Raw genomic sequence first — 12,795 nt, 5'->3', positions numbered from 1 at the left:
CTAAATACAACATCCACGCAGACATTCAGTAACACGTTGCTATACTAGTTATAACTGGCCTGTTTACAAGAGGCTCCCCTCGCCCGTACCTTCTTTTAGGAATAAGACTACGTTGCTGCTGCGTCAGTACCACTCATTGCCCTACTCCTCTCACAGTAAAATTAAGATTAATTCCCTGTCGAAAACTAAGAATAATCCTACTTCCGTGTATTCAGGTTATAAGTATTACTCTTTAATCAATCTGGCCCTATACGATTAATCCTGAAAAGAAACAGTTTAAGAATTTCGGTAACCGATGGTTATTAATCCGCCGATAAGGTTGATTTATGGTCCATCCCCGAAGCCATAAAGACAATACGCCCGGATTACAGGTTGAAATGGTGGCGATTCCGACTCATCATTGATGATCTCATATGCTGTTCAGGTGAAAACAATGTTCGAATGGATCGCCGACCCGTCAATCTGGGCCGGCCTGGTCACGCTAGTCCTGCTGGAACTGGTCCTGGGTATTGATAACCTGGTGTTTATAGCCATCCTGGCTGAAAAGCTTCCCCCCGCACTGCGCGACCGTGCTCGCGTCACAGGCCTGATGCTGGCTCTGCTGATGCGCCTTGGCTTGTTGGCTTCGATCTCCTGGCTGTCATCACTGACCGATGCCCTGTTTAGCGTCAACGGTCACGGTTTTAGTGCACGCGATCTGATCATGCTAGTCGGCGGCGTCTTCCTGCTGTTTAAAGCCACAATGGAGTTGAACGAGCGTCTGGAAGGTAAGGATGGAGAAGAAGGCCCGCAAAAACGTGGCGCACGCTTTTGGCCTGTGGTGGCACAGATTGTGGTGCTGGATGCGGTGTTCTCGCTGGATTCAGTGATCACCGCGGTAGGTATGGTTGACCACCTCGCTGTGATGATGGCAGCGGTGATTATTGCCATCTTCCTGATGCTGCTGGCCAGTAAGCCTCTAACCCGTTTCGTTAACGGTCACCCGACCATTATCATTCTCTGCCTCAGCTTCCTGCTGATGATCGGCTTCAGCCTGATAGCCGATGGTTTTGGCTACCATATTCCTAAAGGGTACCTGTACGCTGCCATCGGTTTCTCAGTGATTATTGAAGCCCTGAACCAGCTGGCGCAGTTTAATCGCCGTCGTTTCCTCTCTGCAAAATCGCCGCTGCGTAAACGCACCGCAGAAGCGGTACTGAGACTACTGCGCGGCCACCACGAGCAGGCTGAACTGGATGCGGAAACCTCATCACTGATTGCCGATAATGCCGGGCGCAAAGCCATCTTCAACAAGCAGGAGCGCATGATGATTGCTCGCGTGCTGGCCATGGGCCAGCGCAGCGTTCGCAGCATCATGACCTCACGTCATGATATTGAGCATATTGACCTGGCAGAGTCGCCGGAAAAAATCATGGCGCTGCTGGACAATAATCAACATACGCGACTGATCATTACCGAAAACAGTGATGAACCGCTCGGTGTGGTACACATTATTGACCTGTTAAAGCAGGCTCTGCATGGCAATGACCTTGATCTGCGCGCGCTAATCCGCCAGCCATTGGTTTTCCCTGAGCAACTTGCCCTGCTGCCCGCGCTGGAACAATTCCGTACCGCCCGTACCCATTTTGCGTTTGTCGTCGACGAGTTTGGATCGGTTGAAGGCATTGTGACGCTGAGTGATGTGATGGAAACCATCGCCGGCAACCTGCCAAATGAAGGGGAGAAGATTGATCCGCGCTACGACATTCAACAGAATGCTGACGGCAGCTGGACGGCAAATGGCCATATGCCACTCGACGATCTGGCCATGCATCTGCCGCTGGTACTGGATGAGAAGCGCGAATACCTCACGCTGGCAGGATTACTGATGGAACATTTGCAGCGCATACCGCAGGAAGGGGAAGAGGTTCAGGTGGGAGATTATCTGTTCCGGACGTTACAGGTTGAGAGTCATCGGGTACAGAAGGTGCTGATTATCCCGCAGAATGAGGCCGGATAATGTCAGCCAATGTCGGGGTCGATCCTGTTCCCATCGACCCCGACAACATTACAAACCTTTCAGCAATCTATTCATATCGTCTTTGTTGTTGCTATCCGGGTTACGTTCAATCCACTGCTGCAGACGCTGACGGGCTTCGTCACGTAACTGGTCACGCAGAACCTGATCCACTCTCAGATTGTAGTTAATCGCCGACCACGGACCAAAGATGTGTAACGGCACTGGCGTTTGTTGCAGACGTTGCACCAGCGTACTGTCACCAACCCAGCCTTGCGTCACCGTCACGCCAAAGCGAATATCCAGCGTTCTTTTCACCACATCAATGATGCCAGCGCCGGTATAGTTGAGCTGATCGGACCGGGCATCCAGGCGACCAAAATTAAACACGCCATTATTGAGTGCCAGCCGCCCCTGGATTTGTTGCAGGTTGGGCTGGCTGTCGTCATTCTGACCGCGCACCTTGGTGCTGTTATTCTCCACCGCACGCTGGATCAATTGCTGGAAGTTCAGACCGGCAAACTGCGCATTACGAATACTCAGATCTGCACTGCCCTGCCACTGTCGCTTAAAGGCGTCGACTGTCAGCCCCTTACCGTGAAAGTCCCCTTTGAGCGAAAGTGCACCACTGACGTTGTTTGGCAATTCAAACCCTTTCAACAACGGCGTCAGTGCAAAATGCTTCAGGTCTGGCTGGAGTGCCACTTTGGTCTGTGCGCTACGCACATCAATCGTACCTGGCAGAGAGAAACTGCCGTCAGCGGCCTGGCCCCTGAAGGTGTTCACCGTCAGTAACCCCCCTTCACTGGCGGCGTCCAACTGCACATTGTTCATCTGCAGCCCGCGCCAGTTGAGTTTGTCGGCCACCAGGGAGAGCTGACCGTCCATCGCATTGAGAGGGGAATCGGCATTATCATACTCTGGTAACGCAGCAATCACCGGTGCAGGGCCGGAACGCTGTTCAGCCCCTGTGCCCCCCCCGGCAGAAACGGGGTTCAGGCCCAGTAAGGCATCCAGATCGAGACTGGCCGCGTGCAGACTGGCAACCACCTGGGGGCGCGTCCCCAGGGAACCTGACACCGTGCCAGTGAGCTGACTGTCATTGGCACTGAGGCTGATATCTTCAAGACTGAACTGACGGGTTGGTGACGTCCATTGGGCTTTCATCCGGGCGCTGCCTTTCACGCCGTCCTGAGGAAGATTGGCCCCTTTGAGTTGGTAATCGAACTGATTGATGACCGCGCCGATGTGTCGTGGATAATCGGTAATATCCAGATCGCTGTCCATGCTCACCTGCAACTCGCGCTGGTCACGGTTTATCCGGCTGCTCAGCGTGATGTTTGCACGGCGAGGCTGCGTCTGATCCAGCGCCAGATTAAAATCACGCACGTTCAGTTGTTCACCATTAGCTTGCTGCCAAACCAGCAGGCTGTCAGCAATGCGCAGATGGGAAATATCGAACTTCCAGCCATGCGTTACGTCACTGACGGAAGCAGTGTTACCTTTATCGACGGGACCGATAGGTGCATCGGCAGGACGCTGGCTTTCGCTGTCCTGCGTCAGGCGCACAACGGCACCTTTCAGCATCACCTGCTTGACGGAAAGCTGATGGGAAAGTAGCGGCAACAGATCGACGTCAAGCCGCATATTTTGCGCACTGACAACGGGCTGTGCGGCACCCGGCGCGGTCAGGGTCACCGGCCCGGAAAGGATGCTGAGCTGCGGCCAGACATGCCAGCGCAAATCGCCATTGAGCGCCAGTTGGTAGCCGTTACGCTGCTCCACCTGGCGAATCATATAGGCGCGAAAATCATTAGGATTGACCAGCACGACCAGCGCGGTCATACCCGCTACCATCACCACCAGTAGAATGGCAAGGGTCGTTATAAATCTTTTCATGCCTCTCCTTAACCCTTCATCTATCCGCTCACAGCGGTGTTGGCTGCCTTCCCTCACCCCAGTCACTGACTGATGTAAGCTCCTGGGGATTCGCTCAGTTGCCGCCTTGCTGCAAGCTGAAATCTAAAGGGTTTCATCACTCTTCTTTCCGCTCACAGCGGTGTTGGCTGCCGTCCCTCATCCCAGTCACTGACTGATAGTGTAAGCTCAGCTTGAATGATGCCGGGTAATCAGTCTTTATCGATGCGGCTGGCATCCGCCCCCTGCTGCCCTTTGTACTTGGCATCCTGGCGGCTGTTATAAGGACGCGCTGCCGGCCCCGACAGCGGCTCAAAGCTGAGTGCGCCAATCAGCATGCCAGGGCGCAGCGCTAATGGCAGTTTACCTGAATTATAGAACTCCAGCACAATCCGGCCCTGCCAGCCCGGGTCAATACGATGAGCGGTCACGTGAACCATCAGCCCAAGACGCGCCAGTGAAGAGCGACCGTCCAGCCAGCCCACCAGATCGTCGGGGATGGTCACCGACTCCAGCGTCACCGCCAGCGCCAGTTCACCAGGGTGCAGATAGAAGGCATCGCCTTCCGGCAGCACAATTTCATCGCTCATCACGCGTTCCAGCGCCGCGCTGACTTCGTCTTTCGGTCCACTTAAATCAATAAAAGGAGCAGTATGACCGCGAAAAGTGCGGAACTGATTGCCCAGGCGGACATCAACGGTGGCACCATTGATACGTTCAACCGGCGGGCGGGGATCAATGCCCAGTTTGCCATTATCAAGCCAGGCTTCTATATCGCGGTCACATAATCTCATGGTGCACTCCAACAGACGCTTCGATTACTCGAAGAACTGATTAATTTTCGCTTTCAGGATATCAATGGCAATACGGTTTTTGCCGCCACGCGGCACAATAATGTCAGCGTATTGTTTTGAAGGTTCGATAAATTGCAGGAACATCGGGCGCACCGTCTTCTGATACTGTGCCATCACCGAGTCCATTGAGCGCCCGCGCTCGTTCACATCACGTTTCATACGACGCATCAAACAGATGTCCAGCGGGGTATCAACGAAGATAGAGAAGTTCATCTCCTGACGCAGTCGCGCATCCGTCAGCAGCAAAATCCCTTCAAGGATGATCACTTTCTTCGGCTTAAGGCAGATGGTTTGCTGGGTGCGAGTATGTTCCACATAACTGTAGACGGGGAGCTCAATCGCCTGCCCGGCTTTCAGCATCTGCAGATGTTGTAGCAGCAGATTGTGGTCCATAGCGCTGGGGTGGTCGTAGTTCGTCTTGACCCGCTCCTCCATAGTGAGGTGGCTCTGGTCTTTGTAGTAGGCATCCTCGGGGATGACACCAATATTTTCATCGCCCACGCGATCGCGTACTTCACGATACAACGTACTGGCAATAAGACTTTTTCCCGAGGCTGAAGCGCCTGCGATACCTACGATGACGCACTGATGCGACTTGTCAGTCATATATTAAAGACCTGGTTCTGAGACAATATAAGGGTAAGCATAACCCGGCAGATTTCGAGCCCCCTCTTAGGGTCTGATGTTAGCGCAGACAAAAAACGCCAATAAAAACGCCTGCGGCTTGAAAAATGAAGGGCATAGCGGGCGCAATTATAGGGAGTTACCCCTGCTGATGCCAGTAAAAAGCGCCTGCAACTTTTTCAGACTTTCCCGTTAGGCGACAATCAGTTTCATCGTTAAACTGATGGACAGAAAAACAGTAAAAAGGAAACCGTGTGTCCTGGCATATCGTCCATATTTTGACCTATTTTGGCGACAGCATGTTGCTGATCCCCACCGCTGCCATTATGGCGTTATTACTCCACCGGAAAAGTGACAATAAACGCACGGCCTGGTACTGGCTGCTGGCCTTCTGCACCGCAGGCGCGGTGGTCAGCCTGTCAAAAATCGCCTTCCTGGGGTTTGGTATTGGCAGCGCACGTTTCAATTTCACCGGCTTCAGCGGCCACAGCGCGATGTCTGCCACCCTCTGGCCGGTGATGCTCTGGCTGTTGAGTGCGCGTCTGCCGGCAATCTGGCGTATTTCAGCCATCGCTATCGGCTATCTGATCCCGCTGATGGTCGGCATCTCACGCCTGGTACTACATTATCACTCCGTCAGTGAAGTGGTCTGTGGATTAATCCTCGGCTTTACACTGAGCAGCGCATTCCTGATCGGCCAGCGTCACACCCGCCCGCGCGGATTTTCCCTGTGGCAACTGAGCATTGCCCTTCTGGTGCCGCTGCTGCTGATTGGGCATGGCCGCATCGCCACCACCCAGCAGTTCCTGCAACGCCTGTCCGTACAGATCGCCGGTATCGACCATGCCTGGACCCGTGAAGAGTTGCTCAAATTGCGCCAGTAATGGCGCAAAACCTCCCCCTGACGCGATATTGCCCCCCTTTCAATCGTCCGAATAAGACGATCTTTTGATTGTGCATTTGCCGCTGCATCGTCTATTCCTTATGCTAGCATGGCATTAGTTATTGAGATTACGCCTATATCGGCGCTGCGCTGGATATGTAATGACGACAGAAACGTTACAACGAATAGCCCTCTCCCGCCCACGTTGGGTCAACGGGCTGCTATTGGGATTATTGAGTTTTGTCGTCACCTTTTTCTGCCTTGAGCTGATTAAAGTCAGCGGGCAAATTTCCCCGCTGTGGTTTTCCACCGCCCTGATGACCATGGTGGTTTTCCGCAATCCTTCGCGCGATCTGCCTGTGCTTCTGTTCGGTTGCGTGTTGGGGGTCACCTGCGCTAATGCCACGGTGCTGGGTCTGTCGTTCTCCAATCTAAAATTCCCCCTGGTTAACCTGCTACAGGCATTGATGGGGGGAATACTGCTTCGCCAGCTGCTTGACCGACGTGCGCCGCTCAACTCCCTGTACAGCTGGTGCAAGATGGTCGTTTCCATCGGCATATTTACGCCACTGGCAGGCGGGTTGTTAGCCACCTGGATACTGGATATCAACGGCCATGCCTCATTTCGTTTTTTTACCACGTGGACGATTTCCGAGGTGATCGGCATGCTGGCTCTGGGGCCGGTTTGTCTGCTGTGGCAGCCTGATTATGTTCGCCGTCACTTACGCCAGAATGTCTTGTTCGAAACGCTGCTGACTCTGGTCATCACATTGTTCCTGTGCTGGGTAACGCTGCGCTATGCCCCCTGGCCGTTCACTTTTGTGATTGTGATCCTGTTCTACAGTGCGGTGCGACTGCCCCGCTTTGAAGCCTTTGTTATCTATCTCGCGACCATTTCCATGATGTCGCTGATGCTGGCGCTTCACCTCATCCCAACGGACAACACCAGTGCACAGCTGCTCTCCTCCATGCCATGGGTGCCTTTTCTGCTGGCGCTGATCCCCAGCCATATGATGACGCTGGTGATGCATTCGTTTCGCGAGGAGCGCAAACATATTTCTGAGAGCGAGACCCGTTTCCGTCACGCGATGGAATATTCAGCTATCGGTATGGCACTGGTCTCTACCCGTGGTCAGTGGATGCAGGCCAATAAAGCCCTGTGCCAACTGCTGGGGTATACGCCCGAGGAACTCTATGCGATGACCTTCCAGCAGTTGACGCATCCTGACGATCTTGATGCAGACCTGGTTCAGTTACATACCCTGTTGGCAGGTGATATTCAAAGTTACAGCATGGAGAAGCGCTATTTCAGTAAGAACGGGCAAACCCTTTGGGCACTGCTGGCCGTCTCGCTGGTTCGTGATAATGAGCAGCAGCCGCTCTACTTTATTGCGCAAATTGAAGATATTACCGAGTTGAAGAAAACCGCGAAGGTCAATCAGCAGTTGATGGAACGCATCACCCTGGCGAATGAAGCTGGCGGTATCGGCGTGTGGGAGTGGGACCTGCAAAGCGGAACCATGAACTGGGATAAGCGCATGTTCCAGATTTACCAACTCCCCACCCATGCGCAGGCGACCTATCTGACCTGGGCAAACAGCCTGCACCCTGCCGACCGCGATGAGGCCATCACCACTTTCGACAACGCGATTAAGAATGCCACGCCCGTCGATATTGAATTTCGCATTGAGACCGACATCGGCATCCGCCATATCCGCGCGCAGTGCAGTATCGTGCTGGATGAAAAAGGCAACGTCGAACGTATGCTGGGCATCAATCAGGATATGACCCCGCTGCGCCAGTTAACCGATGCGCTCTATGAAGAGAAAGAACGCATGCATATTACTCTCGATGCTATCGGTGAAGCCGTGATCAGCACCGATGAAGAGATGCGCGTTATCTTTATGAACCCGGTGGCGGAAAAAATGAGCGGATGGCTGCAACATCAGGCATCGGGTCAACATATCAGCAATATTCTGCATATCACTCACGGCAGCCAGGGTCCCGAGCGTGAAAATCTGCTGCTGTGCGACTTACCCCAGCAAAAAATACCGGGCGATCTTGATGCCGAACTGGTGCTGCATAATCGTTCCGGCGAACAGTTCGCCATACATTACAGTCTGTCGCCACTGAAAACGCTGACCGGAGAAAATATCGGTAGCGTGATGGTCATTCAGGACGTCAGCGAATCACGTGCGATGCTTAAGCGTCTGAGCTACAGCGCCTCTCACGATATGCTGACCCGCCTTCCCAATCGCGTCAGTTTCGAACATCAGTTAAAACGTCTTATCCTCTCTTGCACAGAACAGCAGCAACATGTGCTGGTCTTTATTGACCTCGACCGTTTTAAAGCGGTCAACGATACCGCGGGCCATGCAGCGGGTGACGCATTGTTACGTGAAGTCTCTGGCGTGATGCAGCAGCATCTGCGCGCTAGCGATTTCCTGGCCCGCCTGGGGGGTGACGAATTCGGTGCATTATTGCCAGATTGCTCACTGGAACAGGCCAGTGAGGTAATCGACCGTATTGTTCACGCCGTGAACGATTATGGTTTCCTGTGGGAGGGCCGTTTGCATCATGTTGGTGCCAGCGCAGGTCTGACGCTTATCAGCCCGGAGAATGCCAGCGCCAGTGAACTGATGGCACAGGCCGATCTCGCCTGCTATCACGCCAAAAATAACGGACGCGGCCAGCTTTCCGTGTATGAAAGCCACCTGCTGAAGCGCCTGAAACCCGTAATGAGTCGCATTGAAAACGAACAAATCATCGCTCAGCAGCCGATGCGGCTGCACGTCTGGGCCGCCGCACCGCCTGGGAAAATTCATGCCACCAGCTTCTATCTGGCGGAGATGCAATTGTTTACACCGGAGGGACAAGAGATTGATGAGGCCAGCTTCCGCGCCGGGTTACAGGATGGTGATCTGTTTGTGGCCCTTGACCGTAAACTGATTAGAGAGTTTTTCCAGCATTATGCGCAGGGTGCGCTGAGCAAAGGGTTAACGCTGGCGCTACCGGTTTCAGGTTTTGGTTTACGTGATCCGCACTTTATCAACGAGACACTCGCACAGTTTGCACGCTACGACGTTCCGGCCAACCTTATCTGGTTCGCGATCAACGCCGATGTACTGAGCCAGCATGATGTCGTACTGCACCAGAATATTGCCCGTCTGCGCGCCACGGGAAGCCGTATTGTACTGCGCAATTTTGGCCGTAATCTTGATGCGTTTAACCAGCTACCGGCCGAGGAGATCGACTATCTGATCCTCGCCAGTGAGCTGGTCGCCAACGTTCACTGCAACCTGATGGACGAAATGATGGTGTCGATCATTCACGGCCACGCCCAGCGTCTGGGGATCAGCACCCTCGCCGGGCCAGTAGAACTGCCGGTGGCACTGAATACGCTGTCGAACATTGGGATTGATGTCGTCTGGGGTGAGGTGATTGCGCCACGCCAGCCGCTGTCGACACTGCTGCTCAACAGCTACTTCGCGATAAAATAACCCCCTCACCGCAATACAGGTGTTATTGACCGCCGGGCTGACGCAGGCAGGACTCACTGACCCAGCGCCGGACCAGGCTGTCCTGCACCGAATCAGTTAACAGCTCTGCGCTGGCCGACATCAACGGGCCACAGGGCAATCCTGCCTTGCGCATAACGGCCAGCGTCTCGGGCCCATCTTCATAACGAAAAACCGCCAGCATCTGTTGAGGCGATAAGGTCACCCCCTGGGCGATCGCACTGGCCAGCACCTGCTGTAACACGCTGGGTGACTCTTCACGGAAACGCCAGTTGCCACGGGATTCATCAATCAACGTATTGGTCATTGCGCCCTTCCCGTCACGGGGAGAGGGTTCCTGGTAATGATCCCAGACGATTAATTTGCTGTTCAGCAGCGCGGTGCGGGTGGCTGGCGGGGCATATTTGATCATCCACGCCATCAGGTTCAGGTGACGCCCTTCCCCATCAGACAATGTTTGTTCCAGCTGTGTCGGCTGCTCACGCAGTGCGGCCATCAGCGTTTGCGTGTCCTCATTGAGCGCCAGCAGTGCCAGCCGCCAGAGCCCTTCCGGCGCGGGCAGATACTTCAGTAAGAAATTTGCGCTCTGACCGTTGCCGTTAAAAATCGCACGGGTCAGGTAAGAGGCGGCGCGCTTGTCACGCGGGTGAATCCAGTCCGGGCGTGCCGCCAGTAACAGCGCCATGCTGTCATAAAACTGCTGCTGTTCTGCCTCACCCGCTGGCGGGTCCTGGCGCAGATCGCGCAGCGGGTCGTAATCGAAGGATAATGACTGAATCTGCGCCGGGGTGAGCACCGACAGGAACAGCTTCAGCGCCACCGTATTATGGCTTTCGATGGCATTGCTTAACGCGCTATAGCCATTTTCACCTTTATCCAGCGGTGAGAGGCCACGACGGATAAAATAGCGCAGCGTCTGTTCAGGATACTCTTTTGCCGCAGCCCGATAGAACAGCTCGCGCGCACTCTCATCCGAAAGCCTGTCCAGCTGCGAACGAGCCCCCTGCTCCAGAAGTACCAAATTATGCTGCATCTGCTGTTCGTGGCGTTTCCAGGCCATCGTGCTTTGATTGGAGGGATTAAAATAGAAGGCGGCAGCCAGGACAATAAACAGCAGCCAGCTGGTCACCAGCGCAGGGATGGGCGGTGTGCCCCGGCGCTGCCAGCGTGCCAGAAATAGCGTCAGCCAGGTTATCAGCGTGACCAGCCACATGAGAATTTCGCTGGAGAACTCCACCACCTTCAGGCCACCCGGCCAGAGTATCAAGGCAATCATCAGGGATTGAGGCAACAACGCGCCCAGTAATACCCATCGTGACCGGGCTCGCTGTGATAACACCACGGTAAAGATGGCCGTAACGGCAAGCATCAGTGGTGCAAGCATCAATGCCAGTAATAATATCAGTACAGACCAGTCCATTTATTTCTCCCTGCCCCCCGGCCAAACGGCAAGGCGGTGATTCCATGTGAAGGGCGTGATTCTATACAAAGCAGGCAAATATACCCAAAATAATTCGAGTCCCCGCGTGCGGCCTCATCTTGTCGCTTGCACCGCCAACGCTCTCAAGCTAAAGTCGCCCCCTTTTTTCACACTCAGCGGAGGAAACGATGTTTATCGGTTTCGACTACGGTACGGCAAACTGCTCTATTGCCATCATGGAAAACGGCGCACCTAAGCTGCTGCCGTTAGAGCAGAGCTCGCCTTATTTACCCTCAATGCTGTGTGCGCCAACCCGTGATGCGGTCAGCGAATGGCTGTTCCGTCATCACCAGGTACCGACCCCGCAGGCAGAAAACCAGGCGCTGTTACGTCGCGCGCTGGCTTTTAACCGCGAAGAAGATATTGAGGTTCTGCCTGCCAGCGTCAAATTTGGCCTTGCCTCACTGGCACAGTATATGGATGACCCGGAAGACGTGTGGTTTGTGAAATCACCCAAATCTTTCCTCGGAGCCAGTGGACTAAAACCACAGCAGGTCGCCTTCTTTGAAGACCTGGTGTGCGCCACCATGCTGCATATCCGTCAAACAGCAGAAAGCACCCTGAATGACAGCGTCACCCAGGCGGTGATTGGCCGTCCGGTTAACTTCCAGGGACTGGGCGGCGATGAGGCCAACCAACAGGCTGAAGGCATCCTGGCGCGCGCGGCCAGCCGTGCCGGCTTCCAGGATGTGATCTTCCAGTTTGAACCAGTCGCCGCGGGTCTGGACTTTGAAGCCACGCTGACAAAAGAAACGCGTGTGCTGGTCGTGGATATCGGCGGGGGAACCACCGACTGCTCTATGCTGCTGATGGGGCCGCAGTGGCACGATAAAGCCGATCGTGGCGACAGCCTGCTGGGCCACAGTGGCTGCCGCGTCGGCGGGAACGATCTGGATATCATGCTGGCCTTTAAAGAACTGATGCCACTGCTCGGTCTGGGTGGCGAAACCGTGAAAGGTACCGGACTTCCGGCCCTGCCGTGGTGGAATGCCGTTGCCATCAACGACGTTCCTGCACAGAGCGACTTCTATGCCACAGCATCGCGTAAGCAGTTGCAGGATCTGATCCGTGACGCGGCCGAACCAGAAAAAGTGCAGCGCCTGCTGAAAGTGTGGCAACAACGTCTGAGCTATCGTCTGGTGCGGGCAGCGGAAGAGAGCAAAATTGCGCTGTCAGATCGTGATGAGGTGATGACGGCCATGCACTTTATTGATAATGGGCTGGAAACCGAAATCAGTGTGGCGGGCCTTCAGGCGGCGATCAGTCAGCCGCTGGAACGTATCCAGGAGCAGGTGACGCTGGCGCTGAACACCAGTGGCACACGTCCTGACGTGATTTATCTGACGGGTGGCAGCGCCCGCTCGCCAGTACTGCGTGCGGCACTGCAACAGCAATTACCGGATATTCCGCTGGCAAGCGGAGATGACTTCGGTTCCGTAACGGCGGGCCTGGCGCGCTGGGCGCAGGTGATGTTCCGGTAACGAAGCAACCGGGCGAGGCATGCCTCGCCCCTACGCGGTCGT

General features: G+C 54.6%; 8 protein-coding genes. 4 read left to right on the top strand and 4 right to left on the bottom strand.

Annotated elements, in window-relative coordinates; translation table 11 throughout:
• Positions 1-433 precede the first annotated feature (433 nt).
• Positions 434-1,999, top strand: coding sequence for a TerC family protein (locus tag FVB43_RS06820; protein ID WP_167863635.1), 1,566 nt, complete (start codon positions 434-436; stop codon positions 1,997-1,999).
• 48 nt (positions 2,000-2,047) lie between these two features.
• Here FVB43_RS06820 and asmA read toward each other — a convergent pair whose 3' ends face one another.
• The 3 genes from asmA to udk form a co-directional block, all read right to left on the bottom strand.
• The gene (asmA, locus tag FVB43_RS06815; RefSeq protein ID WP_167863634.1) at positions 2,048-3,895 is read right to left on the bottom strand and encodes an outer membrane assembly protein AsmA; all 1,848 of its coding nucleotides are present in this window, start codon (positions 3,893-3,895) and stop codon (positions 2,048-2,050) included.
• 230 nt (positions 3,896-4,125) lie between these two features.
• Entirely contained in the window at positions 4,126-4,707 is a 582-nt protein-coding gene (gene dcd, locus FVB43_RS06810) for a dCTP deaminase (RefSeq protein WP_133841521.1), read from the bottom strand.
• A gap of 24 nt (positions 4,708-4,731) precedes the next feature.
• Complete coding sequence (gene udk / locus FVB43_RS06805) at positions 4,732-5,373, bottom strand: uridine kinase (protein WP_133841520.1); 642 nt, start codon at positions 5,371-5,373, stop codon at positions 4,732-4,734.
• Positions 5,374-5,645: 272 nt separating this feature from the next.
• Between udk and FVB43_RS06800 the strand changes: the two genes are divergently transcribed.
• Both FVB43_RS06800 and FVB43_RS06795 read left to right on the top strand, forming a co-directional pair.
• Positions 5,646-6,275: a phosphatase PAP2 family protein gene (locus FVB43_RS06800; RefSeq protein WP_227534793.1), complete on the top strand. Its 630-nt coding sequence runs from the start codon at positions 5,646-5,648 to the stop codon at positions 6,273-6,275.
• A gap of 160 nt (positions 6,276-6,435) precedes the next feature.
• Positions 6,436-9,774 (top strand): diguanylate cyclase, encoded by a 3,339-nt coding sequence (locus FVB43_RS06795; RefSeq protein ID WP_159336328.1) that lies wholly within the window; start codon positions 6,436-6,438, stop codon positions 9,772-9,774.
• Positions 9,775-9,796: 22 nt separating this feature from the next.
• Here FVB43_RS06795 and FVB43_RS06790 read toward each other — a convergent pair whose 3' ends face one another.
• A complete protein-coding gene (locus FVB43_RS06790; protein WP_159336327.1) occupies positions 9,797-11,212 on the bottom strand; it encodes an ankyrin repeat domain-containing protein in 1,416 nt (471 codons plus the stop codon).
• 188 nt (positions 11,213-11,400) lie between these two features.
• Between FVB43_RS06790 and yegD the strand changes: the two genes are divergently transcribed.
• Entirely contained in the window at positions 11,401-12,753 is a 1,353-nt protein-coding gene (gene yegD / locus FVB43_RS06785; protein ID WP_133841517.1) for a molecular chaperone, read from the top strand.
• Positions 12,754-12,795 lie beyond the last annotated feature (42 nt).

It is taken from the genome of Erwinia rhapontici (assembly GCF_012271765.1).
GTDB classification, from domain to species: domain Bacteria; phylum Pseudomonadota; class Gammaproteobacteria; order Enterobacterales; family Enterobacteriaceae; genus Erwinia; species Erwinia rhapontici.
This window is presented reverse-complemented; position numbering and strand designations above follow the sequence as displayed.